Source organism: Actinophytocola sediminis (genome assembly GCF_054779715.1).
Genome location: NZ_BAAGXS010000033.1, coordinates 184580 through 211203 on the forward strand (window position 1 = coordinate 184580; position 26624 = coordinate 211203).

General features: G+C 66.9%; 26 protein-coding genes. 15 read left to right on the top strand and 11 right to left on the bottom strand.

The window, feature by feature from the left end:
• Positions 1 to 31: 31 nt before the first annotated feature.
• From ACYVIP_RS21630 to ACYVIP_RS21670, 9 genes are all read right to left on the bottom strand, one after another.
• Positions 32 to 967 carry a bifunctional DNA primase/polymerase gene (locus tag ACYVIP_RS21630; protein ID WP_460399091.1) on the bottom strand — a complete coding sequence of 312 codons (936 nt, stop codon included), beginning with the start codon at positions 965 to 967 and terminating at the stop codon, positions 32 to 34.
• Complete coding sequence (locus ACYVIP_RS21635; protein WP_460399093.1) at positions 964 to 1926, bottom strand: DUF2637 domain-containing protein; 963 nt, start codon at positions 1924 to 1926, stop codon at positions 964 to 966. Before ACYVIP_RS21635 ends, ACYVIP_RS21630 begins: the two co-directional genes overlap by 4 nt.
• A 382-nt stretch (positions 1927 to 2308) precedes the next feature.
• Positions 2309 to 3238, bottom strand: a complete 930-nt coding sequence (locus ACYVIP_RS21640; RefSeq protein WP_460399095.1) for a phosphoadenosine phosphosulfate reductase family protein — start codon at positions 3236 to 3238, stop codon at positions 2309 to 2311.
• Between the two features lie 57 nt (positions 3239 to 3295).
• The gene (locus ACYVIP_RS21645; protein WP_460399098.1) at positions 3296 to 3841 is read right to left on the bottom strand and encodes an antirestriction protein ArdA; all 546 of its coding nucleotides are present in this window, start codon (positions 3839 to 3841) and stop codon (positions 3296 to 3298) included.
• Positions 3842 to 3851: 10 nt separating this feature from the next.
• The gene (locus ACYVIP_RS21650; RefSeq protein WP_460399100.1) at positions 3852 to 4442 is read right to left on the bottom strand and encodes a DUF7178 family protein; all 591 of its coding nucleotides are present in this window, start codon (positions 4440 to 4442) and stop codon (positions 3852 to 3854) included.
• Positions 4439 to 4846, bottom strand: coding sequence for a hypothetical protein (locus ACYVIP_RS21655; RefSeq protein ID WP_460399102.1), 408 nt, complete (start codon positions 4844 to 4846; stop codon positions 4439 to 4441). The genes ACYVIP_RS21650 and ACYVIP_RS21655 overlap by 4 nt, the downstream gene beginning before the upstream one ends.
• Before the next feature lie 142 nt (positions 4847 to 4988).
• Positions 4989 to 6668 (bottom strand): ParB/RepB/Spo0J family partition protein, encoded by a 1680-nt coding sequence (locus ACYVIP_RS21660; RefSeq protein ID WP_460399104.1) that lies wholly within the window; start codon positions 6666 to 6668, stop codon positions 4989 to 4991.
• A 313-nt stretch (positions 6669 to 6981) separates the two neighbouring features.
• Positions 6982 to 7308, bottom strand: coding sequence for a hypothetical protein (locus tag ACYVIP_RS21665; RefSeq protein ID WP_460399106.1), 327 nt, complete (start codon positions 7306 to 7308; stop codon positions 6982 to 6984).
• A 197-nt stretch (positions 7309 to 7505) separates the two neighbouring features.
• Positions 7506 to 7976, bottom strand: coding sequence for a helix-turn-helix domain-containing protein (locus tag ACYVIP_RS21670; RefSeq protein ID WP_460399108.1), 471 nt, complete (start codon positions 7974 to 7976; stop codon positions 7506 to 7508).
• A 584-nt stretch (positions 7977 to 8560) separates the two neighbouring features.
• Between ACYVIP_RS21670 and ACYVIP_RS21675 the strand changes: the two genes are divergently transcribed.
• From ACYVIP_RS21675 to ACYVIP_RS21745, 15 genes are all read left to right on the top strand, one after another.
• Positions 8561 to 9427, top strand: a complete 867-nt coding sequence (locus tag ACYVIP_RS21675) for a hypothetical protein (RefSeq protein ID WP_460399110.1) — start codon at positions 8561 to 8563, stop codon at positions 9425 to 9427.
• On the top strand, positions 9372 to 9770 hold the full coding sequence (locus tag ACYVIP_RS21680) for a hypothetical protein (protein WP_431428815.1): 399 nt from the start codon (positions 9372 to 9374) through the stop codon (positions 9768 to 9770). Before ACYVIP_RS21675 ends, ACYVIP_RS21680 begins: the two co-directional genes overlap by 56 nt.
• A gap of 70 nt (positions 9771 to 9840) precedes the next feature.
• On the top strand, positions 9841 to 10536 hold the full coding sequence (locus tag ACYVIP_RS21685) for a hypothetical protein (RefSeq protein ID WP_460399113.1): 696 nt from the start codon (positions 9841 to 9843) through the stop codon (positions 10534 to 10536).
• An 88-nt stretch (positions 10537 to 10624) separates the two neighbouring features.
• On the top strand, positions 10625 to 12571 hold the full coding sequence (locus ACYVIP_RS21690; protein ID WP_460399115.1) for a hypothetical protein: 1947 nt from the start codon (positions 10625 to 10627) through the stop codon (positions 12569 to 12571).
• A gap of 74 nt (positions 12572 to 12645) precedes the next feature.
• Positions 12646 to 14130, top strand: coding sequence for an SCO6880 family protein (locus tag ACYVIP_RS21695; RefSeq protein WP_460399117.1), 1485 nt, complete (start codon positions 12646 to 12648; stop codon positions 14128 to 14130).
• Positions 14127 to 15743: a hypothetical protein gene (locus ACYVIP_RS21700; protein ID WP_460399118.1), complete on the top strand. Its 1617-nt coding sequence runs from the start codon at positions 14127 to 14129 to the stop codon at positions 15741 to 15743. Before ACYVIP_RS21695 ends, ACYVIP_RS21700 begins: the two co-directional genes overlap by 4 nt.
• Entirely contained in the window at positions 15744 to 17564 is a 1821-nt protein-coding gene (locus ACYVIP_RS21705) for a type IV secretory system conjugative DNA transfer family protein (RefSeq protein WP_460399120.1), read from the top strand.
• Entirely contained in the window at positions 17561 to 18262 is a 702-nt protein-coding gene (locus tag ACYVIP_RS21710) for a hypothetical protein (RefSeq protein ID WP_460399122.1), read from the top strand. The genes ACYVIP_RS21705 and ACYVIP_RS21710 overlap by 4 nt, the downstream gene beginning before the upstream one ends.
• Positions 18259 to 18501: a hypothetical protein gene (locus tag ACYVIP_RS21715; RefSeq protein ID WP_460399124.1), complete on the top strand. Its 243-nt coding sequence runs from the start codon at positions 18259 to 18261 to the stop codon at positions 18499 to 18501. Before ACYVIP_RS21710 ends, ACYVIP_RS21715 begins: the two co-directional genes overlap by 4 nt.
• Before the next feature lie 3 nt (positions 18502 to 18504).
• A complete protein-coding gene (locus ACYVIP_RS21720) occupies positions 18505 to 19551 on the top strand; it encodes a C40 family peptidase (protein WP_460399126.1) in 1047 nt (348 codons plus the stop codon).
• A gap of 101 nt (positions 19552 to 19652) precedes the next feature.
• Complete coding sequence (locus ACYVIP_RS21725; RefSeq protein WP_460399128.1) at positions 19653 to 20048, top strand: hypothetical protein; 396 nt, start codon at positions 19653 to 19655, stop codon at positions 20046 to 20048.
• Positions 20049 to 20170: 122 nt separating this feature from the next.
• Positions 20171 to 20716 carry a hypothetical protein gene (locus ACYVIP_RS21730; RefSeq protein WP_431428805.1) on the top strand — a complete coding sequence of 182 codons (546 nt, stop codon included), beginning with the start codon at positions 20171 to 20173 and terminating at the stop codon, positions 20714 to 20716.
• Between the two features lie 533 nt (positions 20717 to 21249).
• A complete protein-coding gene (locus ACYVIP_RS21735) occupies positions 21250 to 22254 on the top strand; it encodes a conjugal transfer protein TraI (RefSeq protein ID WP_460399191.1) in 1005 nt (334 codons plus the stop codon).
• 75 nt (positions 22255 to 22329) lie between these two features.
• On the top strand, positions 22330 to 22929 hold the full coding sequence (locus ACYVIP_RS21740; protein ID WP_460399130.1) for a hypothetical protein: 600 nt from the start codon (positions 22330 to 22332) through the stop codon (positions 22927 to 22929).
• 243 nt (positions 22930 to 23172) lie between these two features.
• Positions 23173 to 24012 carry a GP88 family protein gene (locus ACYVIP_RS21745; protein WP_460399132.1) on the top strand — a complete coding sequence of 280 codons (840 nt, stop codon included), beginning with the start codon at positions 23173 to 23175 and terminating at the stop codon, positions 24010 to 24012.
• Positions 24013 to 24768: 756 nt separating this feature from the next.
• Here ACYVIP_RS21745 and ACYVIP_RS21750 read toward each other — a convergent pair.
• Positions 24769 to 25965: an MAB_1171c family putative transporter gene (locus tag ACYVIP_RS21750; RefSeq protein WP_460399134.1), complete on the bottom strand. Its 1197-nt coding sequence runs from the start codon at positions 25963 to 25965 to the stop codon at positions 24769 to 24771.
• The gene (locus tag ACYVIP_RS21755; RefSeq protein ID WP_460399136.1) at positions 25958 to 26551 is read right to left on the bottom strand and encodes a hypothetical protein; all 594 of its coding nucleotides are present in this window, start codon (positions 26549 to 26551) and stop codon (positions 25958 to 25960) included. The genes ACYVIP_RS21750 and ACYVIP_RS21755 overlap by 8 nt, the downstream gene beginning before the upstream one ends.
• Positions 26552 to 26624 lie beyond the last annotated feature (73 nt).

Consider the following 26624-nt stretch of genomic DNA (forward strand, 5'->3'; position numbering starts at 1 on the left):
AACAGATCGATAATTGGCGTGGTGTGGCGCGTTAGCCGGCGAGACGTCGTGGCTGACGGGCGCCTGCCTCCAGGCCGTCCTCGATAGTGTTGAGGTCCTTGCTGGACGGTGTGCCGCGCCAGCGCGCTACGGCATCGCGGAGGCAGGCACGTGCCTCCTCGAGTGTCATGTCGCCACCCTGGGCCAAGCGTCCGAGTGTGAAGGCGGCTCGGACCAGCGTGTCGTGGCGGTAACCTTCAGGCGTCGCTGCGACGTTGTCGTGGATCGTGGTCAGGTAGGCGTCCTTGCGGACCTCGCTCACGGGTCCTAGCCGGTGCCAGGCGACCGTCGGATGCACCACGAGCCGCGGCGGACGCAGTAGCGGGATGAGCCAATCAGGCAGCGAGGCGATCGAGTGGTCGTTCGCGACCGTGTAGCGCCCGTGGGCGAGGAGAGATCCGGCGGCGACGACGTAGCCGCCGCTTCCCCGGCTGTCCACCCTCCACCCGAGCCTCGCCACGGTGTTCCGCAGATTGAGCACCTGGGGGATGCGGAAGTACAGGTGGAACCCGCCGGATGGTGTCTGCACCGTGTACGTATCGCTGGGAAGCGGTTGACCTGCTTGATCGGCCAGACGGGCCAAGACGTCGCGTCCGTGTCGCACGCCGGCCCATCGGGGTGGAGGGTCCTCGCCGTGCGCGGCGTCGAGATCGAGCACGTGCAGACTGGACGGCCCTGTTGCGACGCCGACGTTCAGCGGCCACTGCTGCCACCATCGCCGGATCAGGTCAGGGTCGCGGGTGGCGTGGGCCTCCCAGCCGCGGTGTCCCTGCGCGCACGGCCCGCGGCGGGGGCAGGTCTTCTCTCCGTGCAGCGCCGGCACCTTGCTGCGGGGCCATAACGGGAAGACGAACATGCCCAGGTCCGCGCTACGCAACGCCTCGCGTAGAAGGTGATCGTGGTCAACGTCGTGCATCCACGCCGTCACGAGTCACCACCGTGGTGATCGGCGATGGTGAGGTGCGCGCCGTTGCTGGCGGCCGCTATCAGCCGCGTGGCACGCGGGGTGCCCATGCGGTACTCGGCCATCACGCTGCGCCGCGACAGCGGCTCTCCCTGCTGCTCACGCTCCCGCAGAGCCTTGATCACCTCGTGATCAGACACATCCGGTCGCGGGCCCTTCCTGGGCTGGCGCAGCCGATCAGCCACCGTTGACTTCCGGCTCCGCGACGACTTCGTCCGGGTCGTACGTACTCCGGTGGGTTCCGCAGCAGCGGGTGATGCAGCCGGGTCTGCGACGCCGTGCGGCCCTTCGGCGTCACGGTCGACGCCGCCGGCGACCGGTACCGCGGCCGGTACTGGTGCCACCGACGCGGTGCCAGTACCAGCGTCAGGACTCGACGCCGAGGACGGCGTGGTGTGGGCGGCGTGACGGTGCATCGTGAGCAGCAACGCGGCCAGCATCAACGGCGGGACGGCACCGAGGACAGCTGCTCCGGGACCGACGTACAGCCAGTCCGCGACGTTGGCCGCCAGGGATAAGCCCACGGCCGACAGCGACAGGCACGCGGCCGCGCGTTTGGCTGGCGAGTTCGACATCCACAGGTCCATGCCCACTGCCGCCACCGCGTCCAAGCACAGCGGATAGAGCCAGGACAGCGCCCCGAAGCCCCACCGTTCGGCGAGATTCTTCGTTGAGATATAGGAGATGACGCCCGTGTCGGCGATCGTCACGAATGCCATGAGCCGAAGCCGGACACGCTGAGGGACCCTTATGTTTAGCGAAGAAAACGAACGTGCCACAATAATCCTTTCCATATTGGCGCGAGCCGAGCAGAAGCGGCAGTTATGACCGCGCAGCGAATGCCGAACACTGACAGATCGCGGGATTTCATGCACAATGCAGAATTCCGAGACCGCGTGACGAGATGGTAACCGTTCGACCATCGGGAAAGGTGATCAAATAGCCTGATGCGGTGCGCCGCACACGAACCAGAACACCGTTCTTGTCTCGGAAGATGGCGTCGCGCATGACTGATTCCTTCGTTGTGTTGCGGAGACTTCAGACGGCTTTATGCCGATTCCGGAGTCGCGCTGATTGCGATCACCGCGACGGCAATGCCGCTGGCGTCCGGCCCCTGGCCGTGGGGCGCTTATCGCGTCAGCCACGTGAGCCGCGGTGGGTCAAGCCGCCCGCGCCGAGACTGGGGGAAACTCGATTGGTGCGGCTTGACCCACCGCGGTGGCGTGGCAGACTGAGCGCGCCCCACGACCCGCGGGCGGGACGCGACATCGCCAGGCTCCTCAAAGGGTCCGGTGACAGGCTCGGTCAGCGTTGCGCCGCGAGTTCGATGATGCGGCGCATGGGCTGGTTCTTCTTGAACGGCTCTCCCATGCTGGCCTCGGCGCCCGCATACTCCTGTGCCAGGGCGGGATTTAGTTGTGCGGATCGAACCAAGTCGTCCTTGGCTGCGAGGGGGCAGAAGCGGCAGGACAGCCGGCGCATACCCTGGTCGTACGCCGGGTGGTAGAGAAGGGACTGGGCGTGGATCGTTGACCAGACCTGCTTCTCGGTCAGATGGTGGATTGGCAGCCAGGTGTCTACGATCCGCTTCGTCGCTGCGGTCATCCGATGCCGCTCGAGAATGGGCTTCTTGGCGCGGGCGGTGGACTCCTCGGCGCGCATCCCGAGCGCGTATCCGACGCGGATAGGACGGCCAAGTCCCATATCGCGGGCGACTTCGTCGATGTAGTCCCGACCGACGGCTGTCTTCAACTCGCTGGTGCAGTAGCGCGCGAAATGGCCCGGCCACCTGCCACGCGAGAGGATCCGGGCGAACAGGCTAGGCCACCGAGAGCTGCGGCGGACCGCGAAAGGCACCCCGTACCGCTCGGACGTGCGACGTGCGACGTCTTCGGCGCCCGGCCACTCGACCAGGTGGCCGTTGGGTGTTGAGCCGAGGTCGCAGTGCAGCACTCGAACCTTGTGCAACGCGCCAGCGGCATCTGCCAGTCGGCAGACCATGTCCAGGCACAGGACTGAGTCCTTTCCACCCGAGTTGCCGACCACGACGACGTCTTGGGCATCCCAGTCCAACTCGGCCGGCGCGGCGGTCGCGAACAACGCGGGCTGCGCACCGCATGGGGTGCCGCAAGCAGGGCCTGGGCGCTCGTAGTTCGTGCGACGCGGTCCTTGCGCGGAGATGCCGGTGGCCATGACGATGCCCTGCGAGACCGAGTCAACGACCGTGCCGGACACGGGTCCTCCCGTTCGCTGTGTTGATGTGGGTGGTTGGTCAACGTCGTCGAAAGCGGGTTAGTGATCGGGTGCGAGAACTGTGGTGCCGCGTGCTGAGTCGATGAACTCGTAGCCGTCCATCTGGTGGGCGCGGACGTACGCTTCGGGGTCGAATCGAACCCAGTCGCACGACGCCGTGTGTTGATAGGAGTCGGGGAACAGTTCCTCGAACTCGGACCACGCGAAGTCACCTTCGTTCTCCCAGACTCCGCACATCCGGTCCGTGAAGTCGGTGACTGACTCCTCGACAGATCCGTCGCCGCGGTCGTTGAGGATCAGCGCGAACGCGTCTCCGTGCTCGGCGATGGCTGCGGCAACCGCGACTATCCGGGACAGTGAGGTGTACTCGTGGACCTTGTAGCCGTCGAACCCCTCGTAGTCGTGGATCGCGTAGTCTTCGGCCACACAGGACAGTCCGCGTCTGACTGCAGGTGACTCCGCCAGCATCCTGGCAACTTGGGCGGCAACGTCGTCGAGATCCGTTGACTCGTCCAGTGATACCCATGTGCCGTGGAGGATTCCGCAGTTGTAGTCTGCGAGTGACGCGACGTAGATCTCAGGCATAGGTTGCCTTTCATCGGTGGTATGCGACTGCATGTTCACGTCGCCAGTAGATCCATGTGGTTGCCTGGACTTCTGCGGGTGTGACGCGCAGCCCTAGTTCGGCCGAGAGGCGTTGAGCGGCGCGGCGGTACTTGTCGGCTACCTCGTCGTAGGCTCCCGCTCGGCGCAGGTGAGTGCTCCGAAGCTTGTCGCCAAGCACTCGACCCGCCGCGATGTCGATCGCATGCCGGTCGACCACGACCGCTGATGGCTCGGCAGGATCAGCGATCGTCTTCCAGAACGCGCGAACCTTGGGGCCGCTGACGATGCACTCGGGGTCGACGCCGGCGATGATCCTGCGAGCCTTGTGCGCGTTGGATCCGAGAGTCCGTACTGGCTGTCCGGAGTAGAGGTTGCGGGCTTCCGCGATGTTCCGCGGCCAGGAGAGCAACGGCGACAGCACAGCGATCACCGCTGCGGCCCGAGCGGGATCGGCAGGATCGAGCCCTACCGCGATCTCGTGCGCCGATGCGTACCAGCCCTGTCCCTCGGAGCGATCGACCGGAGTCGCAGCACGGAACACTCGTGTGATGTTTCGAGTGGACACCGAAAAAGCACTCATAGACGGACACCGCCGTCTGTGCCGGGACTCCAAGGCGTCTCGGTCCATCCGTCAGGCCCACACGACTTCCGGACAAAGTGGATTTCGTATGTGTAGTAGCCGAAGTCGTCTCCGCAGGGGGACAACTCCGGCTCCGTCGCGGCATAGGTTCCGTCACCGTGGTCCTCGAATCCGCGCGGCAGCTCACTCAGGGCAGAGAGCACGTAGTCCCGAACCATCTCGTCGTAGGAGTCGTAGTACGGCGCCACAACGGTTTCCGCCCAGTCCACAACCGGACAGATATCGTTGCGGGACTTCCAGAACGACGTACGGCCCTGCGTGGGGTCCACCCAACCGTGGCTGTCCCGCTGCTCACCGGTGATGTCCGACCGTGTGCCGGTCATAAAGGCATAGATGTGACTCATGGATGTCTCCAGAGGCGATGTCGCACGATGTGGTCGGCGACGAATCGACGGAGTGAGGTGGTGGAACGGCGACGGCTGGTGCGCGCCGAAGGCTCGTGGAGTGCGCACCAGCCGTCTGTCGCTGGCGTGAAAAGCCGTGGCGTCAGGCAGCGACCGTGTCGTCGGACAGCTCGGAGACATCAAGCTCGCTGTCGTCCAGGTCGACGTCCGCGAGGACATCGTCGTCGGGGTCATCGGTTGACGACTCGTCCTCGTCGTGGGCGATGCCCGTCGCGCTGGTGTGGAGTGCCTCGTCCTGGTCGTCGTCTGTGTCTGCGGCGGTGCCCGGTTCGGGGGCTGCGGGTGCGGCGGAGGTCTGAAGGTGCGGCCAGTCCTTCTTGTCCGCGTCCGGGTCGAGAACCAGCTGCTCGGAGATGTTCTTCGGAATCTTGGTTCCCCACAGGTCGACCAGCAGCTGGAAGTAGATGCGGTCGTTGTTCGTCGGTCCGCGCCAGGTGTTCTTCGCGTACGCGAGGTCGTACGTGACCTCGAACGCGGCCAGCAGGAACGCGAGATTGATCATCGTCGCGCGGTCGGCGGTGGCGCGCCGCAGCTTCGTGGCGAGCTTGGCCTGCTTGCCGCGCTTGGTCGTGAACCCCAGGAGCTCGTAGGCGAGCGCCTTGCTCTTCGGGGTGTGCTCGATCGCGCCGTCGTAGGTGGCGAGAGCGATGTGGTGCTGAACGCGCGCTGGCAGCTCGTCCGCCGCGAGCAGCTCGGCGAGCTTCTTGCGCCGGACAGGGATCGCGGCGAGCCACTTCTTGTTGTTCCGAACGACCCGGTTGTGCTCGGCCTTCTCGGCTGCGCTCCGCTTGCCCTTGCGCGCTCCCGAACTGTACGAACCGCTACCCGCAGCCGCGGAGCGAACGTGGCCGCGGATCTCCCAGTGGCGGCACCAGTACTGAACGCTGGGCTCACTGTCGTAGTAGTTCGTGATCACACGGGCCGCGTGCCCCGAGCATGCCTTGTGCGCGTCGAGGTCGTTAGAAAGCCGACTCTTCCGTTCCTTGTCCTCGAACAGGTCCGTGAGCCGCTGGGAGGATGCGACTTCGTGGTCCTCAAGAATGTGCACGTTGTCCGCACGCAGTTTCTCGACCAGCTCGTCCCGGGCGATGCGCGTGGCACGTTCCTGCTGCAGCTCCGACACGGTGTGGTCGAACGTGTCCGGGTCCTCGGCAAGGGTCGTGTTGAGACGGTCGCAGGCATCCGGGTCGTCGCCGAACTCCGCGAACGCGTCCGCCTGCTCGAAGGAGAGCTGGTGGTTCTCCGTGAGGGCACTGCGGGCCATGGCGTTCGCGTGCACACGACGGCCGGCCCTGACGATTTCGGCGGGGATGCTGAGCTGGGCGGCGATCTCCTCGTCGCCGAGGCCGTCGAGGGCCATCTGCTCGAGGATCTCGACCTTCTCGATCGCCGAGAACCCCTTGCGCTGCTCGTTGAAGATCCACATCTCGCGCAGCCACGCGTGGTCGGACTCGTCGGTCAGGTCCGTGATGATCACCGGCATGACCAGTGCCTCGGCGGCGCCCTTCGGAATGTTCTCGTCGATGTGCTCGATGAGGGCGAGTGCGCGCTGGTGCCCATCGTGCATGCGCACGCCGTCCGCGCTCGGGTGCACGACGGCCGGCTGAAGCACCCCGTGCTTTCCGACGCTGTCGACGAGGTCGGGGTTCTCGCGTTTGATGTCCTCGATGGTGCGCGCGTTCTTGTCCAGCAGGATCGTGCGGGGATCCATCAGCTCGAACCGGGTGTTGGTCCAGCGCGAGGGGGAAAGCATGGTGGTCATCGGTGGCATGTCCTTCCGTGGAGCGTGGAGGAATGCCCATCCCGGGGTTCGCGGCCTCGTTCTGCCGCTCGACCCTCAGCACGCTGTTGGCGTGGCCGCTGGTCGAGTGTGGGAGGGCGCAACCGCAAGGGACTACAGCGCAGCGGGTGTCAAACCCCCGCGCTTTTTGGGGGTTTGACACCCGCTGAGGTGTCGTCCACGCTGTCGCGCCCCTCCCACACGGGCAGCGGTCACGCGTCGCGCTCCTACCGCCTACACGCCATACCTACCCCAGGCGACGGACGGTTGTGCCTGAGCCCCGCGGGGTGTTCGGTCAGGGTGTCGGTGGTCCGTCCATGTCGATGATCGGGCGAAGTCCAGTGGCGGCGGCGGTGGCGTACATGACGCCGTCGTGCACGGTGAAGGTGTGCTGTACGCCGTGGACGCGGTCGCAGCCTCGACGGGAGGCTTCGCGAGCGAGTTCGTCGAAAATGGTGGTGAGCAGGGCCGACGGATCGCCGACGTGCGCGGTCCCGGTCACGTAGACGAAGACGGGCTCGTGGCTGGCCGCGATGTCGTAGGGCGTGGGCGTGGTCGCCAATCGTGCGGCCTGGGCGAAGTCGTGGCGGGTGTGCGGCACCGGCTCCTGCGCTGGGCCCATCGCAGCTCCCGGCCCGGGGTTAGACCTAGCGCCATGCGACGGCGACGGCGACGGCGGGGGCGGGCCTGCCGAATCGCGACGGTTGCGGCGTTCCCACATGACGTGGTGTCCCTTCGATCAAGGGCTCGACGATAACGGAGCGTTGTTGATGACCGACGCGTGTTGACCGACGATGTCGGTGATCGTCGGTGTGTGCGTCATTCCGGTGATGGTCGTTGTCGCTTCGCCTCGGCCAACCGTTCGATCATGTTGCGGATGAAGCCCAGGTCGGCGGGGTCGAGCTGAACGAGCTCGCGCAGGTGCACGCCGTGGGCCTCGAGTTCTTTGATCGCCGCCACGGTCTCGAGGTCTTCGGCGACTCCTCGGGCATAGGCGTCGTCGTGAAAATATCCGGGTTTGACGTCGAAGAAGTCCGCGATGGCCGCGAGCCTGTCCAGGCCGGGCTTGCCGACCTTGCCGTGGCGCAGCTGTGAGACCCAGTAGCGCGAGCACCTCTGGCCGGTGACGTCGCGGACGTGATTGGCCACTTCCTCGTCGGTGTGCTTGCGGCCGTCCGGCCGCTTGATGTCGGCGAACAACGTGTTCAGCCGGCGCGCGACCTCGTCGGCCGGCGTCTCCGCCGGTGTCTCCGCTGGTGTCGTCACCGGCGAGGACTCTTGCTGGTCCACAGCCCCTCCACGAACGCTAGGCGGGAGGATGAGCAACCAGAATGCTCGGAAACCTTGACATTCTGGTGGCGTCACCTAGTCTCGTCAGTGTCGAATGATAGTGGATGGCCACATTAGAGGGAAGGTGGCCACCCCGGTCGAGGGTCGCACGGGAGGGCGATCCCGGCCACGGCTCCATGCCAGGCCCGCACGATGGGGGATGCGATGAACGATCACGGTTGGCTGCCCACCAGGAGGGCAGGTGACGGCACGCTCGTCGGTAGCGCGGCCGGTCACGCGGCACGGGAGGTCGCGTGATGAGCCCATTCGACCAGGCCGGGGCCGGGCGGTCTGATAGGGAGGATCGGACCGCCCGCCCCGGCCGACCACCTGCCCGCCACCGCGAGGACGCTCCACAAGACGACGTGGCCCCGCACGCGGGCGAGCGACCAGCAGACCTCACGCCGGCAGCGACGGACTCCGTTGACGAGCAGACACCCGATCAAGCCGCCGGCAGGTCGGCGCCACAGGCAGACCAGCGCACCGCCGACGATGCCCGAACCCAGGAGCCGGTCGGAGTCCCCAACCGGGCCAACGAAGCCCGGGTGCGACTGATGCCCCGCGGATGGCCAAGGAAACAGACGGCGTCACTCTGGGAACGGCTGGCACAGCCGCGGCCGCCGCTGCCGATCCTCGTCGGTGGCGCCGAGGGCGGCGTCGGCACCAGCACGGTCACCGCGCTGCTGGCCGAACTGATCGCCGCCGCCTCCCCCGGCCCGACCATCGCGGTCGACCAGTGCGGCACCGCGTGGGGTTCGTTAACGCGGCGCCTGGTAGGCCAACAGGTGGGGCTGCGAGCCGGGCTTGCGCGCACGCTGCTGGGCGAGCACGTCGACCCGCGCGAAGTGATCTCGATGGCGCCCACGACGTCCGCCGGTGCCGCACTGATCGACGACCGCGCCGGGTACACCTCGCTGCACGAACTGCTCCGCCTGATCTCGGTGACCTCCGGCGCGATGACCGTCGACGCCGGACGTGTCGACAACGTGTTCGCCGCGCGACTCGATCTGCAGCCCGTGGTCGTCGTGGTCGGCCGTGCGGACGTGATCGGTGCGGAGGCGGCGTGCGCCGCTGTCACGTTCCTGCGGGAACTAGCCACGCGGGCACGGTTACCGGCAGAACCGGTCGTGGTGCTCTCGTCCGTCGGCGCCACAGGGTCGTCGACCGAGCGGCGGCGTTCACAGGCGGCCACAACACTCGTGGCCGCTACCGGAATCAGCCATCTGGTGCACCTCCCCCATGACCCACGGTTGGCCGCTGGTCAGCCGCTGCGGTTGGACCAGGTGGGTAAGTCAACCGCGATCGCTGGGATGCGCATGGCATCGGTGGTCGGACGTATCCAGGGGGAGATCTATCGTGCTTACCGACGTCCTGCAGCATCTGCTGCCGCTGCTGGATCAGCTGCACGGTGACCATCAGCAGCACCTCGTCCACCAGGCTGTCGGGCTGGTCCTGAACCAGCCGTCACCCCAGCCGCCGCCGGGTGGCCCCGATTTCTCAAATATCACTCCGGATTCACGGGGCGTGCCGAAATCGGGGGTGATGTATACGATCGCCCAGGTGATTCTGTTCTTCGGACTCGGGATCTGCTTTCTTGTCCTGCTGTTCGGCATCATCACCTGGGTGGGCGGGCACATCGCGGGCGGCATGCACTTGTCGCAGAACGCGAAAACCAACATGATCCGTGCCGGTTTCGGCGGTATCGGATTGACCGCCGCCGGCGGAATCTGGTCATGGATCACCGCCGTCAGCTGATTGACGCAGCTACTTGAACGACTAGTTGATCACGCGATCAATCCGACTCCGACAAGACGAGGGAGTTGTCGTGCGCAAAAACAGGACCACTGGGTATAGTCCGACGAATTCGCATCTGCGGTTCCGCCGGATTGTTACCGGTGTCGCGGCAGTGGTCGTCATAGGGCTCGTCGCGGGCGCGTTCGCGCTTGGTCGCGCGTCCACCGGTGAGACCGCCACGCCGCAGGCACAGCCCACGGCGGCGCGGATGGAGAACGGCATCCCGGTACCCACTCGTCACTCGGTGGCGGGTGCCGCCACGGCCGCGATCAACTTTCAGATTGCCGGTTTCCGGGTCGCGGCCGGGACGGTGGACGGGTCTGCAGCGGCCTCGACCCTGCTGGCCTCTGATGCGGACGAGGGCGCCCGCCAGGTGCTCGAAGCACCGACGGCTAATGACGACCAACTCGCCACGACCCGCACCACGTTCGCTCCACTGTCGACCCTCGTGGTCGCCTATGGGGACGACCGTGCGGACATCCAGGTGTGGGGCGTTGCCGCGACCTCGTCGCAGGCGAACCCCGTACCGGGCGGGATGGCCACGTGGGGCCGCTCGACCATCACGGTGGTGTGGGACGGCCGCCAGTGGCGCGTCGACACCGTGTCCTACGAGCGTGGTCCGTGGCCGGTGCGCGCGGATGAGCGGCTGGTGGATTCCGAGGGAGACTTCGGCTTCCGGTTCAGAGAGCTGACCGACACGGGGTGGAGCTATGTTCCGGAACCGTAGCGCCCACTCCGTCGACGACGTGTCCGGCAGCGCTGGCCCGGACCGCGCATCACGCCCAGGGCTATTGCGGAGAGTCAGCGCCGCCCTGGTGGTCCTGTTCGGACTCCTGCTGGCGCAGGGTCCGTCCGCCGCGGCCGATCCGGTGGATCCGGCGACCGTGCCAGCGCATCTGCGGCAGTACGTTCCGGACAGTGCGGAGTGGCAGACCTCGCCGTGGATGAGGTCCGAAGCCTGCCGTGACCACGGGGGTGACTGGTCCACTTACACCGCCTACCTGATCAAGGATTTCCCCGATTTGCTGGAGTTCTTCCAACCGGACTTCGCGGGCACGGACGACAACGCTGGACCGCGCAAGGATCTCCTGGTTCGGGGGTATCGCGATCTCGCGGTGAACCTGACCGTCCCCAGTGGATACTGCATCGACCAAATGAAGCGGTGGGCGAAGCCGAACCCGACGTTCCAGCCGTTCGGATTCGAGTGGGGCAACGTCGACACCGGCAGCGACCATGGCGTGCGCCCGTGGTCGAGGTGCAGCAGGACCGATCAGGGCGGTGCGCCGGACGCCGTGGCACCGTGCCGGGGCTTCTATATCTCCTGCGACGGTGCGATAACCCAGCAGGAAGACCAGTCCTGCCAGGCGTGGAACGCCTTCTCCGACGACTACGTGCAGCGCATGAACACGGTGCTGCACAAGGCATTCACCCAGTACGCCGTCGTGGTAGACGGCCGCGAACAAACCAGAACCTGTTACGGGTGCAAGAGTCCGGCCGAGGTCGCGCAGGAATTCTTGAACTGGGTCGCCAAGAAGGGAATGGAGCAGGTCACCAGTTTCATCGTCTCAGGCATCACGAAACTGTGGGCCGTCTTCATGACGATCGCCGTGGACTACTCGTCCCCGAACCTCGGCGGCGCCGCGTTCGCGTCGGTGTACAACCTGATCGCGGGTATAGCTCTCGCCCTCGCGTTCCTCGGCTGGCTGGTAACGCTCGCCACCTCATGGAAACGTGGGCGCCTCCAGTTCTCGCTACTCGGCGGCATCAAGGCCGCGGTCGGCGTCACCTTGGCGGGAGTCGGCGCGATCTTGATGTTGCAACTTGCCGACGAGTGCACCATGTCCTTGATTGCCGCCGGTGGTGACATCGCCCAGCAAGCGGATTTCACGACGAGTCTCGTCAAAGCCAACCCGCTGGTCGCGATCCTCGTCGGACTGATCGCAGCGGTATCACTGCTGTTCGCGATCGTCTTCCTGGTCCTCAGCCCCGCGTTGGTCGAGATGTGGGCTCTGTTCGGCGCGGCGGCCGCGGCGGGACAGGTGCATGAGACGACCGCGGACTGGGTGTGGCGGTGGGCCGCCCGCCTGACCGCCTTGGCATGGGCCAAGTTCTTCATGGTCGGCGTGATGTTGCTGGCGCAGGCGTTGCTGATGCCGCTGGAACCCGGTGAGGACCCGGCCCGCCAGGTGGTCGACGTCGTGCAAGGACTCGCGCTGTGCCTCGTGCTCGTGCTGTGCCCGTGGCTGTTATGGGAACTGGTCGATTTCATCGGCGACCGCGTCGGCGGGCCGGCGGCCAGCGGCGGCACAGCCAGCCGAGGCGCGAGCACGGGAACCAGGCGTGGCGCGTCGATGACCGGAAGTGCGGTGCGAACCGCCGTCACCGCCATGGTTTCCACCGCCGCCGACATCGGCCGTGGGTGGAGAGACGGGAACTCGACAGGACAAACCGGAAGTGGTCGCGGCACCGGCTCGACACCCACTCCGCAACCAGAAAACCACTCTGACCCGCGCACCGGCGGTGCCGGAACCGGCGACACGACACCGGGGACCTCTTCTGGGCAAAGTCACCAGCCGGGCCAGGTGACGTCCGTGGGCAGCGGCGGCGGGAACGACCAGATTCCCACGGCCAAGCCACCGGCCAACCTCGGCAGGGTCGTGGCCAGCTCGCAGTCAGCGACCCGGCAGCCGGCCACGAATCCGACCTCCCCGGCGCGCGAATCGACCACCGCGAACAGCCCAACCCGGCCACCACCGCCATAAGGCGACACACCGAAGGCGGAACAAGCACGCGCTGCCAGCAAACGAGAAACACACAACGAACGGGGGAAGAGACGGTGGAGGAGGAGTACTCATTTCCGCCACGGCGGACCAACGGGGTGATCGGGAAACTCGGCCTCGGGCAACTGGTCGCGATCGTCGTCGCGATCGCGCTGCCATGGCTGGGGATCCAGACCGGGTCACCGGTCGCGTTCGCGGTCCTGCTGGCGGCCGGTGGACTGCTGGTGTGGGTGTCGTTCATGCGGATCGGCGGCCGGTACGTCACCGAATGGGCCCGACCCGTGGCTGGCGCGGTGTGGTCACGGCTGCGCGGCAGCCACGTGTACCGGGGCGCGGTGTTCGGCCCGAACAGCCTCGCGCACCGCATGGACCTTCCCGGTGACCTCGCCTCGATGCGGATGATCTCCGCCCCCAACCCGGACGGCCGCAGCCGCATCGGGCTGGTCCTCGACGAGGCGACCCACACGGTGACCGCGACGCTGCTGACCGAAGGGACGCCAATCGTCCTGGAGGAGTCCAGCGAACAGCAGGCTCGGCTCGCCGACTGGGAAGCGGTGATGGAGTCCACGTGCGACGAGGACACCGCCATCGCCCGCTGGCAACTGCTGTTCCGCTCGATGCCGGACGCCACCAACATGGCCCAGCAGTACTACGCGGACAAAGTCACCGACCGGGACACACTCCCGGCGCAGGCGTTACGGGAACTGGTGTCGCAGGCCGCGCCCGTCGCGCAACGCCACGAAGTGTTCGTCGCTGTCGCGTTCAACCTCCAGCGGCTGGCCGCCGACATCAAAGCCAGCGGCGGCGGCGACGAGGCGATCGGCGTGGTGGTCGTCGAGCGGCTCGCCGAACTGCAACGCCAGATCATCGAAGCGCGGATCCCGGTCCGCGGCTGGTTGTCCCCCGCACACTTCGCCGCGGTGATCCACACTCAGTTCGACCCCGATTCCCTGCCGCTGTACGACTTGCAGTCCGGTGAACGGCACGAGTTGGACCCGCGCACCGCCGGGCCCAGCGCAACCGAGCGGCAGTGGCGCGCCTACCTGCACGACTCCGCGGTGTCGAGCACGGTCTGGGTGCACGAGTTGCCGCGCCGCCCGGTGAAAGCGGGCTGGTTGACACCGCTGCTGCAACAGTCCGACATCCGCCGCTCGATCTCCCTCGTGGTTGAACCGTTGTCGCCCGCGCGGGCCGAACGGTCCATCAACAACCAGCGACTCGCTGCCGCTGGCTCGATCTACATGAAACAGAAGCACGGCCTCGTGGTCGACGCCCGCACGGAGCGAGAACTCGACGCCGCGCAACGTCTCGACGACGAACTCGCCACAGGCGCGGGGTACTTCCGGTACTCGATGTTCGTGTGCTGCTCGGCCCCCGACGCCGAACAACTGCGACGGGCGGTCACCTCGGTGCGGCGGCGCCTCACCCGAGTTCGGTGCTCAACCATGGTGCTGTACGGGGAGCAGGACCAAGCGTTCTTCGCCGGTGCGCTCCCCCTCGCCCGCGGGCTGGCGCCGATGCGGGGGTTGACCGGATCATGACCGACCCCCGTCACACAGAACCGACTCCAGAGGTGTCGGACCTGCGCCATCCGGACACACTGCCGGCCGGTTTACTCGAGGACATCCGTCGGCGGGCGCAAACCCGGGAACGGCACAAGTCCCGGGTGGACAGCGCACAGCGTGAGCAGCGTCAGCGGAACGACGAGCCTCGGCGCGACCGCCACGGCGCGCACGGTGCGGGATCAGGTCGGCTGGCGCACCGGATGCGGCTCCCGGCACACACAGCCAGCAGCGGGGTGCTGCGGACCTGGTACCCGTGGATCATGGATCCCGGCTTGGGTGTGCCGGGCGCCTACATCGGGATCGACCTCTACAGCCGCGCCAGCTTCTTGTTCGACCCGTGGGAGCTCTACGCCGCCGGCGCGATCACCTCCCCCAACGGGTTGATCATCGGCGAGATCGGGTCCGGAAAGTCCGCGCTCATGAAGTCGCTGATCGTCCGGTTCCTGGCGGCCGGCATCCCGTTCTCCTGGGTGGACATCAAGGACGAGTACACCGGACTCGCCCACCACCTCGGCGTGGAACCCCTACGGCTCGGCCCCGGTCTCGGCGTCCGGCTCAACCCGCTCACCGCGCACCGCCGCCACCCCCAGCAAACCGAGATCGAATGGCGCGGCGCGGTGAAAGCACGACGCCTCGCCCTGCTGGAAGGGCTGATCCACGTACGGCTCGACCGCGCGCTGTCCATGACCGAACGCACAGCCGTCGAACTCGCCCTCGACACCTGCACCGGCCAACTCGCCGGCAGCGCCCGCGCCGAGCTGACGCCCGCGTCGTTGCCCGGCGTGGTGGCCAACCTCACCGCGACCGACGCCTGGCGCGACGAACTGGCCGAACGCGGCATCACCGCCACCCAACTGCTCGACGAGTCCCGCGACGCCCGACTCGCCTTGCACGGCCTCGTCGGCGGCGCCCTGGCCGGCATGTTCGACTCCACAGAGGACAACACCCGGTTCCTGGACTTCGACGCGCCCGGCACGATCCTCAACCTGCACGCCGTGCGCACCGACCAAGCGGTGACCGTCATGTCGATGGTATGCGCCCAGTCCGCCATGGAAGCCGAGCTGATGCGCCCGGACGCACGCCCCCGGCTGGTCGGCTACGACGAAGCCTGGCTGGCGATGCGCTACGTCCCTCTACTTCGGCGGTTCCAAGAGCAATACAAACTCGCCCGCGCGTTCGGGATCTGCAACCTGATGGCCGCCCACCGCCTGACCGACTGGAACGCCGTCGGCGCACACGGATCCGAGGCCGCACGCCTGGCCCGCGGCCTCCTCGAGGACACCGGCTTCAAGATCGTGTACCGGCAGGTCGAAGCGTCACTGGAACTCACGCGCGACCTGCTCGGCCTCACCGACGTGCAGACCGCCCTGCTGCGGTACCTGCGCAAAGGCAGCGGCATGTGGCTACTCGGGCAACGGGCGTTCGTGGTCCAGCACCTGCTGTCCAGCATCGAGGAACCCTGGGTCCAGACCGACTCCCGCATGCGCCCCACCGGCAGCGAACCCGCCAACAACGGCAGCGACGACCACTCCGAGGGCCTGTCCGACGACGAGTGGGAAGCGCTGCTCGATGATCCGGGGGTGTCCTGAATGGCCACCAGTCCACGGTCCCGCCGATCCCGTCGACAGGTCGTGCGCGCGCTTCACCGCGAGGAAGCCGCCGGCATCGCCCTGGGCGCAACACTGGCGCTGTTCATCTCCCTCGGGCTGGCCGGGCAGTTGGCGTCGCTGGTGACCGGGCAAGGGTGGCCCAGCTGGCGCGGCCACGGAATCCAACCCGTCCTCGACGTGCTCGCGCACCCCGGCGACCCGATGCGCACCTGGCCGGGACTCCCCACCGACCCGCCGTCGAGTCCGTCGAGCCCGGTGTACTGGCTGGTGTTCGCCGGCCTGGTCACCGCGCTCACCGCCGCCGCCTGGGTCCTCGTGCGGCTGCTGCTGGGCGCCCGGTCAGCACCGGGCTTTGCGGCACGCCGCGACGTCGCCAAACGTCTCGGCGCACAGGCATTGGTCCAGCAAGCACCGCGCCTGCGCCCCCGGCTGGTGACCAGCACACCGCGGCCGACCGCCGTCCAGATCGGAACGTGGCGAGGACGGGACGTGCACACCGGCGTGGACTGCTACTCCTCCGTCCGCCAATCCACCTACGTCCTCGGCCCTTCCGAGTCCGGCAAGACCAGCGCCGTGGTCATCCCCGAAGCCCTGGATCACGACGGTCCGCTGCTGGCCCCGTCCAGCCGGGCCGAGGTGATCGCCGCGACCTGGAAAGCCCGCCGCGAGCGAGGCAACGTGCTGCTGTTCGACCCGCTCCAGCAAGCCGCAGCACTACCGCTGCTGCGGTGGGACCCGGTGCAGGACTGTGCCGACCCCACCGTGGCCATGCGCCGCGCCCAAGCACTGATGTCCTCAGTAGACATGAGCGGTGTGGAGAACGGCAACGCCTGGAAAAGCCGAGGCCAAGCCATCCTGCGCAACCTGCTGCACGCCGCCGCCGTGTCCAGCGGCGACATCCGCACCGTGCTGCGCTGGTCGTTCGACCAAACCAGCCACGAACCCGTCGCCGCGTTGCGGCGCAGCACGCTCGTACCCCCGCAATGGGTCGACCAGCAGCACCAGGTCATCAACACCCCGGAACGGCAACGCGCCGGCTACTACATGCCCGTCGAAGGCGCGATGGACCCGTTCATGCACCCCGCCGTCCTCCACACCTGCACCCCCAGTGTGGACGAGCACTTCGACACGATGAGCTTCTTCTTCGACTCCTCCGGCCAGTCCACTGTGTACCTGCTGGCTCAACGAGGCCAAGCCGTCGGTGTGCTCGACCTGCTCGCCGCGCTCATGGAGGACGTGCTGCACCACGCGCGGGACCTCGGCCAGTTCAGCGACAACAACCGGATCGACCCACCACTGAAACTGCTCGTCGACGAGGCACCGAACACCGCCACCCTCACCCAGCTCCCGGATCTGATCTCCGACGGCGGCGGCCGCGGCATCCCGACCACCATGGTCGTCCAGGACCGCGCCCAGGCGATCGACCGGTGGGGACTGCACTCCGCCCAAAGCATGTGGGGAGCGGCCACCCTTCGGATGGTCCTGCCCGGCGTGGCCGGGCAGGACGAGATGCGCGAGATCGCCGCGTACTTCGAGGACTTCGACGAGGAGATCCCGTCCTTCACCCGCTACCCAGCGTCCGGTGTCTCCGAACAACGCAGTCTGCGCACCAGGACGGGGATGTCTCCCGCCGAGGTCCGGTCGCTGCCGAACTATCACGCGCTGCTGATCGCCGCCGGCGGGCTGCGCCCGGTGATGACTGAGCTCACGCCCTACTACCAGCGCGCTGACGCGGCGAGCACCGCCGCCGCGGAACGCGAGTTCTACGCCGCGCTCAACGAGGGACGGATCCTCACATGACCCCCACCGATAGCACCCCCGCCGACCATGGGCCACACGACCGCCCCGAACCGGCAGGCACGCCGGCGCCGCTGGCCGACCAGGTCCAAGCCGCGCTCGACGTGTGCGACGAGGTCGTCACCGTCCTCGACGACGTGGTACGTCGTGTGACGGCCCTGGAGGACCAGCGACACGGCGGGGCCGGGCCGGAGAACCGCGCGCACTACCGCTTCGAGCTCTACCCACCGGCCGAGACCACCGACGACGAAGGCGCCCAGCTGAAGAAGGTCCTGGACGCGTGGCAGCGCCTGGATGACTGGGTGAGCTGGCTCGTCGCGACCTACAAGCTGACCAGCGTCATCCCGCCCTGCTGGCCAGAACATCCCAGTCTGCGCGAAGAACTCATCGGACTGCGCGTGGCGTGGGCGGGTGCCTGGACCCCCGGCAGCTCGCACGAGGCCATCGTCATCTGGCACGAGAAGCTCTTCAACGCCCGCACCCGCATGCTCGACGGCAACTGGGGATGCCCTCGATGCGACGGCCGCCACGACGACACCGGTGTCGAACTCGCCGAGACCTACCACGCCTGGACCGACGACCCCCGACGCTCCCACTCGCTCATCACCGCCCGAGACCGATCAATCGCGACCGTACGCGCACAGTGGACAGTCCAAGCCGCGAGTCAGTCCGCGCGTCAGGATGCGGGTGACGCCCGATGACCGTCTGGACCTACGCGCTGCTGATGCAACTGCGGCACCGGATCGCGGAACTCCGCGCGGCCCTCGGCGAACCAAGCAGCGACGCCGACCCCGCGCTACTCGCCGAACTAGCCCGTCAACACGCCGCCGCCCACAACCTCGGCGAAGACCCCGGGTACGACCCGACCTACGACCCGGCGCACGATCCCTACCGCGCCCCCGAAGATGACCCATACGCCGACCACGGGCCGGGGGTGTGAGCCATGCCCGGCACCATGCCCCGTGCGACCCGCCTGGGTTGTGGCGTGCTCGTCGCGCTACCGCTCGCGATCCTGACCCTGTTCGTGGTCGCGATCGTGGTCGACGACAACGAAGCGTCCGCCACCCCCGGCATCCAGGGCGTCGCCTGCAGACCCGGCAACGCCACCACCACGCAACTCGGCCCGTACGGCCCGGAACAGATGAACAACGCCGCTGTCATCGTCGACATCGGACTCCACCGCGGCATCCCAGACCAGGGCATCGTCGTCGCACTGATGGCGGCCATGACCGAATCCAGCCTGCGTAACCTCAACCACGGTGACCGCGACAGTCTCGGCTTGTTCCAGATGCGCCCCTCCCAGGGCTGGGGCACCCCGGAACAACTCACCGACCCCATCTACGCCACCAACAAGTTCTACGACGTCCTCCTCGACGTCCCGAACTGGCAAGCAATGCCGCCCGGCGCCGCCGCACAAGCCGTCGAACGCAGCGCATTCCCCGACCGCTACAACAAACACGAACAGACCGCCCGCGAAATCCTCGGCACGATCCGCGGCATCGAATGCGCCCCCACCTCCTCCGGCAACCGATCGGGCGACACCGTCCCGCGATCGGCCAACCCGCGCGCCGCCGAGGTCATCGACGCCGCACTCAGCCAGATCGGAGTCGACTACGCGTGGGCCGGCGGCACCCCGGACGGCCCCTCAGCAGGATCCGGTGTGGACGAAGGAAAAGTCGGATTCGACTGCAGCGGCCTCGCCCTCTACGCCTACGCGAAGATCGGCGTCGCGGTACCCCACCAAACACAAGCCATCTGGGCCACCTTCCAACCCGCCATCCGCGACCCCACCCAGGTCCAGCCCGCGGACCTCATCCTGCTATCCAACAACGGACAACCCAGCGGAATCCACCACGTCGCGATCTACACGGGAAACGGCCAAGCCGTGCACGCGCCAGAAAGCGGCAAGAAAGTGACCACCGTCGACAACATCTGGCAATCATCATATTGGACTGAAGAATTCATTGGAGCCGTCAGGCCCGGCACATAGAAATATGAACACCATGGAGGAAAGACGTGACTGCCACTACAGTTCCTGCGCTTGTTGACATTGAGTCGGCTCGCCTGTCGATGACCCAGCAGGGACAGCCGATGATCCCGCTGCTCAGCGCCGATCTTCGAGATACGACAACAACGTTACTCAGCGCGGGTGTGGTCTACATGGACGGCGGACACACGTCCCGGGCACACCTGCACGCCGAGACTGACGTTGTCGTGCTGTTGTGGGAATCCGGTGAACGTGGCGCGCTGACCGTGTATGGAGAGCATTTGAAGCACGAGATATGGCAGCTGCCGCAGCAGGCGCTATGGATCCCGCGAGGTGTACCCCACGCAGCGATCAATCCCAGCCGCACCGAACGCATCGTGGCCTTCGAGTTCCGCTCCAATCCTGTGCTGGGCAACGACAACCTACTGCTCCCGGAACTCGATCACGTGGTCAGTCAGTATGCGACGCGATGCCACGACCTGCCCACGGCCATCAAATGAAAGGAGGAACGATGACAGGTCTCGACACACAACGCCGAGCTGACCCGTCCCACGATGCGACGGCCGCTCACGCTGTAGCAGAGTGGCAGAACAGCCTCGACCGGCTCGGCCGCGTCGTGCGGATGGCACCACGATTCACCGACGCGATCCAGTGGTGGGCCGGCTTCCCCCTTCATGCCGAACAGACCGCGCCCACCACCCGGGAAACGCTCACCGAGACCAACGCCCGACTATTTGACCTGCCCACCGGTACCCCGGTCACGCGTCGCGACCTCCACTTCGCCTCCGCCACGGCCGGCTCGCCGTACCTCGCGGCCGCGGTCACCGAACTCGTCTATGAACCCCGTCTCGGGCTCACGCTCGACACACGACGCGCCCTGCACCACGGATCGACGCCCGCAGACGAGATCGTGCACACCCTGCACCGCGCAGTCTGGTCCGTCCTCAGGCCGGACCCCACTCGTCACGCCGGAGGCCACGCCGACCCCAAACCCGACGACGTCGCGCTCCAGGCCGGCGCCATCCTCACCGGAGCTGGGCGACCGGTCGCCCTCACTACCGACACCGTGTACTGGCGTCTGCTCACCCACCGGGTGCCCGACGTTCTCCCCCACTACGCCGCTCATGGCGACGCCGGGCACGGTCCTCGACCGGGGAGTTGGTCGTGACCACCAGCGACCAACAAGGACCTTCTCGTCACCTTCCCCGGTTCCGCGCGACGGCGCATCCCCATACGCGGCGCGATCACCAGCGCTCGATGGGCGAACCGCCGACTCGGCCACCGCCGGCGGCGGGATTGGTGAGACGGACTGTATGACCGGTGGCGGGACTTCCGCCACCGGGTCCGACCCGACCAACACGCGCTGCATCGTGCGTCGGTGACGGACCCACCCGCGAGTGGCACCGGGTCTCTCGCGTCAACCCCCGCCGAGGACCCGCGCCGCTCCCGACCGCCCTCGACCAGGAAGGAGGTGTGAACGGTGATACCCCACCATGAACGGCCGACCAGACCCCAACGCGCCGCGGACGGCCACGGGAATCCCAGCCCGCAAACCCCAGAGGGTAGGTGGTGCTCGAGGGAGCAACCACCGATGGGACCACCCTCGTGGCCCCGAGTCCGCAGGCGCGACACGTCGGCCGCCACCGGACACACCGCCGACCTGGTCGAGGGCGCCCCGTCCCGTGCGCAGGCGGTAGCGCCATGACGGTCGCCCAGGGCATGCCCGATGACCTCCCCGAGTTCGACCTGGCCGAGATCGAGAACTATCTCGCCGCCCAAGCACCCGCCGCCACAAACCCGGACTCCGCAGACCCGCCGCCCTCGCCCGAACCCGCGGTCCTGGAACGCAATGGGCGGACCCGGCGCGTGCGGAGACTCGCCGGCGAGGTGGCCGAGGCCCGACATCTCGCCGCGCTTCAAGACTCCCCCGTGTTGGTCTCCGCACACACCCCGCGCGTGCTGCGCACCATCCGCCGCGGCGCCGAGGCTGTCAAGCTGGTCCAGCTGCGGCAGAACCCGGCGTTCGCCGCGCTGGCAGCGGTCCGTGCCCGGCGGGTCGTCACCGTGACCGGGTTGACCGCCCTGCTGATCGCCTTGGGGTGGTCAACCGCGGGCGTGCAGTCCTTCGCTGCCGGCACAGCCCCTCGGTTCAGCACGCAATGGTGGTTCGCCTGGGGCGTCGAACCCTTCGTATCCCTGGCGCTGCTCACCATCGTCATCGCCCGCGCCTTCCTCGCCTCCCGAGGACAAACCCTCGCCGCACCGGCCGTGAGGCGCGTCGAGTGGCTGTTCCTATCCGCGACGTTGTTGATGAACACCTGGCGACACCTCCCCGGCGTCGCCAGCCCCTTCCGGTTCGATCAGCTGATCATTCACATGCTCGGCCCGATCGTCGCGGTGTGCGTGGTCACCGTCCTCCCACTGCTGTGGGTCGCGATCGACAACGTCTCTCCCCGCGCCCCGACCACCGGGCCTGTCGAGAGCACACAACCCGACAACGCAACCGAAGACGACATCGGGAACGCGACGTCAGAGGTTGACCAGCGGGCCCAGGAGCGTGTAGCCGCAGCACTCGCGAAGGCGACCGCTCTGATCCGAACTGGACACCTGCCACCGAACCCGTCCGCCAACCAGGTCCACAAAGCACTCGGCGGAGCCATGGACACCGCACGCGCCGTCCGCGACATCCTCCGCCGCGGCCCATGACACCCCGCGCGACGGCGCGAGTCCGCCAATCGCAACCAAGCGCATGACCACTAACGAATCACTTGGAGAGAAGACATGCTGTCGGATAACGCATTCCAGATCAATGACCAGCTGGACCAGAACCTGGCCAGCGACCGGAAGTCACGCTACGGCGCCTACCTGAGGGACAAACGCCGACTGTTCTTCCACAATGGAGCCGACAGCCCACCCACAGCCGATCCGATCGAGTTTGCGGTCACCGCCTGGTTGATCGCCACCCCGCCGATCATGTCCCCCGGCTATGTCGTCAGTCATCCCCGGGTCCAGGAAACCAAGGTCCATTGGGACGACGACTACCGTGCCGCGCTCGCGGTCGAGATCGCCGTCCCGGCGCCGCCAATCACCCACCGCCTGCCGTCGCGGTGGTCCGGGTGGGTCCAGGACAACTGGAGTCCTCGTTGGCGCGATCCTCACGACAACGACCATCTCACCGTGCTGAGCACCGTGACCATCCGGGTTCCCTTGAACCCGAACGTATTGCCGGATCCGACCTACACCGCCGGCATTCCCGACACGAGTTGCGCCAAGATCGCGGTCGCCGCGATGTGCCGCACGGTCAACGCCGAACTCACCAACCTGCTCACCGCGATCGACACACCAGCCTCGCGCAGGACCACCAGCGGCTCCGTTTCATGAGCAGGAACGACCGTACTCACGTTCCGGGGGCGTGAGGGGCGGGCTCCAGCATCGGAGTGAGACGTGACGATGTCACCGCGCTGCACTGCCAGACGAAGACGGTGCGGTGGACTCGATCGAGCACACCAATCAGTCGCAACGCTGTCGGATCGTTGAACTCGACGGAGCACAGCCGCGCCAAATTGCGCTGATTTTCACACGGTCTCTACCTATCACAAAGAAATTCGTTCAGGGGGGATACTCATGTCCGCGACTCAGGCAAATTCCGGTACCAGCAGGCGTCGTGCGCCACTGCTCACGCAGAACCGCGAGCTGAAACAGATCGGCGCGTGGAACTGGTCGCTGCCCGCATGGGCAGGTCGGCTGCCTGACGGCCGAACCTACAACACTTGTCCCTCGGCCGGCGTCTGCCGTTGGGTCTGTTACGCCCGGCATGGCACCTACACGTGGCCGGTTGTGAGAGCCAAACACCAAGCGAATCTGGAGTTCGTCCTCGACGATCTGGCAGGGTGGGAGGCCGCCATGGTCACTGAACTCGGTGCCGCCAAGTTCCACGGCGGCTGGGTCCGAATCCATGACTCGGGCGATTTCTTTTCCGACGAATATTTACAGGCGTGGCTACGTATCTGCCACGTTCGCCCGGACGTGAATTTCTACTGCTACACGAAAGAGGTACGCCGCTTTCGTCGACTGGTAGAGCCAAAACCGCCGCCGAATTTCCTGTGGGTCTACTCCTATGGCGGAGTGGATGACGACGAACTGGATCCGGCGGTGGACCGGGTGGCCGACGTGTTCCCCGACGAGACGGCGATCGTCGCAGCGGGATGGGCGTCACAGGAAGCCAGCGATCTGCTCGCGGTGCTCGGCCCGCGCCTGGTGGGCGTCCCGGCGAATCGGATTCCGCACTTCCTGAAAAAGCAGGGCGGGCGCACGTTCCGGTCCTGGCAAACCGAGGTCGACGTCGAACGAGCCACCCGCCACCACGGCAGCCGAACACGGCGGGAGGCGCCCACCTCTGGTGGCCAACCACATCCAGCCCGGCACCGAGCCGCCAGCAACTGCGACGGTCGTCGACCAGGCTGATCAGTCGTATGGCACCCGACTGGGCCGCTCGTCAGCACCAGGACGCCATCACCCCAGCCACGAGTCTCGAGGAGACGACCCGACGTCGACCCGTGGTCCCACACCGCAGGAGGTGCACACCGATGCTTCGCTCGGCCTGGACTAACCCATGCGCCAACGGACAGCACACCAGACGAATACATCGCCTCATCGCCGTCGCGGTCGCCACGGCGCTGATGGCTGGCTGTACTACGAACATCCCGACGACGAACGCGAACCCCCGTCCACCCCAGCCCGCCGACACGGCCCGAAGCACGCATCGGACACCCTCGAGCGTGGAGCCATCCGCGCCGGCCGACGTGCCAGGTGCCGACACACCGCCGGCCGTGGCTATCCGCTGGCTATCCGCCTACCGAAGCGCCGCGTGGACCGACTCCGGCCCCACCGCATGGATCGACCGCGTACGGCCCTACGTCACCGACTCCATGCACGCCCGCAACACCACACTGCGCGATGGCGGCGCCGGCACCGACTGGGCCGACTTCGTCCGCCTCCGCTGCGCCAGCACCGTTGATGACATCGCGGCCGTCGTGCCACCGGAGTCCTCCGGTACAAAAACAGCCGCGAATGTCCAGGTCTCGGGGTCTGTGCACACAACCTGTGCGGCGGGACCGGCCCTCGCCCCCACCGAGCCTGCAGCCGTAACCCTCGTCGTGGCCAGGACATCCCACGGATGGCGGGTCGACCAACGCCTGTTTTAGCAAGGTCCTGTCCTGGTCACGATTCGAGGCGCTCGGACAACGCGATGGCTTGTTGCCGAAGCCGCGGAACAGCCTTGTCGGTCCGCATGGCGCGGTGCACACGCACCAACCAGCGTGCTTCCCAGAGGAGATCAGCCGCGTCGGCAGCTTCGTCATCGGCGGTGGCGGAATGATGGAACGGTGGCGCTTTGACGCGGTAACGGTCGATCGCGACGCACAGGGCGACGGCCTCGGACCGAACCGCCACATGATCCGGTCGTCGTCGATGACGATAGGACGACGCAACGAGATCGGGGATTCCTGCGGGGGCATAAGGCAACAGAAGAAGTTCGGCGTCACGGATCTCGATGACTCTTCGGTACAGCAGGACACTGGGTTCGTCGTCGAGAGCGGCCTGGCGCAACTGTACGGTCGGCACGATGGTTGTGAGGTCCCGCCACATCGGGGTGAGGTTGCGAAGCAAGCGGGCGACGCGATAGCGACGAACTACGCGTAGGTAGCCCACCGGGACAACCGGCACCGTCATGCCCGCCGCCATAAGGACTGCCGCTGCGCCGGCCAGGCCATGGGAGACCGTTCCGAAAAGATTCACCGGCTGACCTGTGATGTAGCTGATCACCAGACCGCCGACGTTGAACACGACCCACACGATGCCGACCACGGCCGCAGCGACGATGAAGAACATCGCCGCACGCATCCGCGGCCGGACATCATGGCGCGTCACATATCGGGACAGCGACCGGATGAAACGCACCACGCAGGCGCCAAGAAATCCCCAATACGCCAACTGGGCCACCACATATTGAGTGTCCAGATCGGCCAGAGAGTCGAACGCGGTATCGGAGCTCGCATACCCCAGGGTCATGAGCGCGAAGGTGATCAGCAACGCGATGGCAAGACGGCGTTTTCGCCTGAGTGTCGCGGTGCGGTCCGGGCCGGCGGTCACGCAGGCCACCATCACGATGACGCTGAACACCGCGACGAGGGTCAGCCCGTTGGCCGCGAGCCGAGCGGCGTAAGGCAAGCCGGTGAACGGCTGGATGGCCGTGTGCGCGGTCGGCGTCGATAACATCAGTGCGGCAGCGATGGCGAACAAGGCGATGAGCATGTGCCGCTGTGCGTGGGTGAGCGCGGCTGGCCTGATGGCGTGCCACCGGACTACGCCGGCCGCCGCAACCACGGCAGCGGCCGGGAAGCTGATCTCCTCAGGCACCGAGGTCCCCGGGTACCCGGGAGATATCGAAGAGTGTTTGGAGGCCGACAACTCGACGATCGCGAGACGTCAGCCCTTCGGACGGATCGATCACACGGTTGATCCGTTCCCCAGCCAAGGTCGCGTACAGCTCCGCGTCTCGCTCGTCAGCGTCGCGGTATCCAGCACGCCCGAGCAGCCGACGAATGAGCGCCGGGGATAGACGAGGGAGCAGCGCCTCGAACGCGCGGAGTGGGTCGCCAGGAGGCTCGATCTGCGACGCATGGGGTGAGGTCGGGGCTGCGGACCCCATCATGATCCGTCGGCTGGTGTGCCCGAGTTCCAAGTGGCCGACCTCGTGCAAGACGATGTGCAACTGGTGGATGGCGCTGGTGTTGGACGCGTAGCAGACGTAGTCGACATCGTCCGTGCTGACCAACAGACCACACGGCGCCGACGCGCCGAGCCGTGCCGGCACCAACTCGATCGTCCGGCCTCGTCGTTCACTCAGCCCACAGGCGAAGCGGCTCAGCGTGAACGGCCGCGGAATGGGAAGACGATCGACAACCTCGACAGCGACACCACAGTTACCACCCCGATCAGCCACGCTTGCCCCCGCTCCAACCGTGGGATCGCCCACCGGGCAAGGCTGATCGACCGGTCGAGATTTATGCTGACTT

Excerpts from the sequence above, each read along its gene's own strand:
- ACYVIP_RS21730 (WP_431428805.1), top strand. The coding sequence starts at position 20,171 with ATGGCACCACGATTCACCGACGCGATCCAGTGGTGGGCCGGCTTCCCC.
- ACYVIP_RS21725 (WP_460399128.1), top strand. The coding sequence starts at position 19,653 with ATGATCCCGCTGCTCAGCGCCGATCTTCGAGATACGACAACAACGTTA.
- ACYVIP_RS21660 (WP_460399104.1), bottom strand. The coding sequence starts at position 6,668 with ATGACCACCATGCTTTCCCCCTCGCGCTGGACCAACACCCGGTTCGAG.
- ACYVIP_RS21740 (WP_460399130.1), top strand. The coding sequence starts at position 22,330 with ATGCTGTCGGATAACGCATTCCAGATCAATGACCAGCTGGACCAGAAC.
- ACYVIP_RS21635 (WP_460399093.1), bottom strand. The coding sequence starts at position 1,926 with ATGGTCGAACGGTTACCATCTCGTCACGCGGTCTCGGAATTCTGCATT.
- ACYVIP_RS21735 (WP_460399191.1), top strand. The coding sequence starts at position 21,250 with ATGACGGTCGCCCAGGGCATGCCCGATGACCTCCCCGAGTTCGACCTG.
- ACYVIP_RS21710 (WP_460399122.1), top strand. The coding sequence starts at position 17,561 with ATGACCCCCACCGATAGCACCCCCGCCGACCATGGGCCACACGACCGC.
- ACYVIP_RS21645 (WP_460399098.1), bottom strand. The coding sequence starts at position 3,841 with ATGCCTGAGATCTACGTCGCGTCACTCGCAGACTACAACTGCGGAATC.
- ACYVIP_RS21720 (WP_460399126.1), top strand. The coding sequence starts at position 18,505 with ATGCCCGGCACCATGCCCCGTGCGACCCGCCTGGGTTGTGGCGTGCTC.
- ACYVIP_RS21705 (WP_460399120.1), top strand. The coding sequence starts at position 15,744 with ATGGCCACCAGTCCACGGTCCCGCCGATCCCGTCGACAGGTCGTGCGC.
- ACYVIP_RS21745 (WP_460399132.1), top strand. The coding sequence starts at position 23,173 with ATGTCCGCGACTCAGGCAAATTCCGGTACCAGCAGGCGTCGTGCGCCA.
- ACYVIP_RS21715 (WP_460399124.1), top strand. The coding sequence starts at position 18,259 with ATGACCGTCTGGACCTACGCGCTGCTGATGCAACTGCGGCACCGGATC.
- ACYVIP_RS21700 (WP_460399118.1), top strand. The coding sequence starts at position 14,127 with ATGACCGACCCCCGTCACACAGAACCGACTCCAGAGGTGTCGGACCTG.
- ACYVIP_RS21655 (WP_460399102.1), bottom strand. The coding sequence starts at position 4,846 with ATGAGTCACATCTATGCCTTTATGACCGGCACACGGTCGGACATCACC.
- ACYVIP_RS21665 (WP_460399106.1), bottom strand. The coding sequence starts at position 7,308 with ATGGGCCCAGCGCAGGAGCCGGTGCCGCACACCCGCCACGACTTCGCC.
- ACYVIP_RS21650 (WP_460399100.1), bottom strand. The coding sequence starts at position 4,442 with ATGAGTGCTTTTTCGGTGTCCACTCGAAACATCACACGAGTGTTCCGT.